This window comes from Hymenobacter bucti (assembly GCF_042681145.1).
Classification (GTDB): domain Bacteria; phylum Bacteroidota; class Bacteroidia; order Cytophagales; family Hymenobacteraceae; genus Hymenobacter; species Hymenobacter bucti.
Map to the genome: position 1 here is coordinate 1 of NZ_JBHUFD010000011.1, position 752 is coordinate 752.

Genomic DNA, 752 nt, shown 5'->3' on the forward strand with positions numbered 1-752 from the left:
GCGGATGGTGCCGCTCGATTCAGACGGGGTTTCTCCGGCCCCGCCCTACTCAGGATACTGCTATCGTGAATCAGAAATGTCACTTACCGGGCTCTCACCGTCTCTGGCGCAGTTTCCCACCTGCTTCAGTTATCTCGATTCAATCAAATGTTGCAGTCCTACAACCCCACAGCGGCCGTAACCGCCGTGGTTTGGGCTCCTCCCCGTTCGCTCGCCACTACTTGGGGAATCATTGTTATTTTCTTTTCCTGTCGGTACTGAGATGTTTCAGTTCCCAACGTTTGCTCTAGTCCTATACAGGAGTAGTCTTAGGTCTTCAACCTAAGGGGTTGCCCCATTCGGAAATCTGGGGATATAGCGGGTATGTGCCCCTCCCCCCAGCTTATCGCAGCTTATCGCGTCCTTCATCGCCTCTGAGACCCTAGGCATCCCCCGTGTGCTCTTACTTACTTCTCGCTTGCGCTTTATCCAACACGGGGTTGGAGTAAAGTGCATACTTATTTGTGATAAATATGCCCGCTTTTTACTTCTCTTTCTTGTTTTCCCTTACGTCAAAGAACGTTTGTAGCACAATTTGCTACAAATGAGAATGATAACCAGGTGGTTATCATTCTGAATAACTCAGAATGAGGAAATAGACAATTTAATAAGTACAAGCGTACTCTACTATTTAAACAACTAAACGTCACGAACAAGGATGCTCCAGAAAGGAGGTGATCCAGCCGCACCTTCCGGTACGGCTACCTTGTTAC

The 752-nt window shown here is 48.4% G+C and carries 1 rRNA gene; it reads right to left on the reverse strand.

What is annotated here, in order from left to right:
• A 23S ribosomal RNA gene (locus tag ACFSDX_RS18610) occupies nt 1-456 on the reverse strand; the annotation flags it as partial.
• Nucleotides 457-752: the final 296 nt, after the last annotated feature.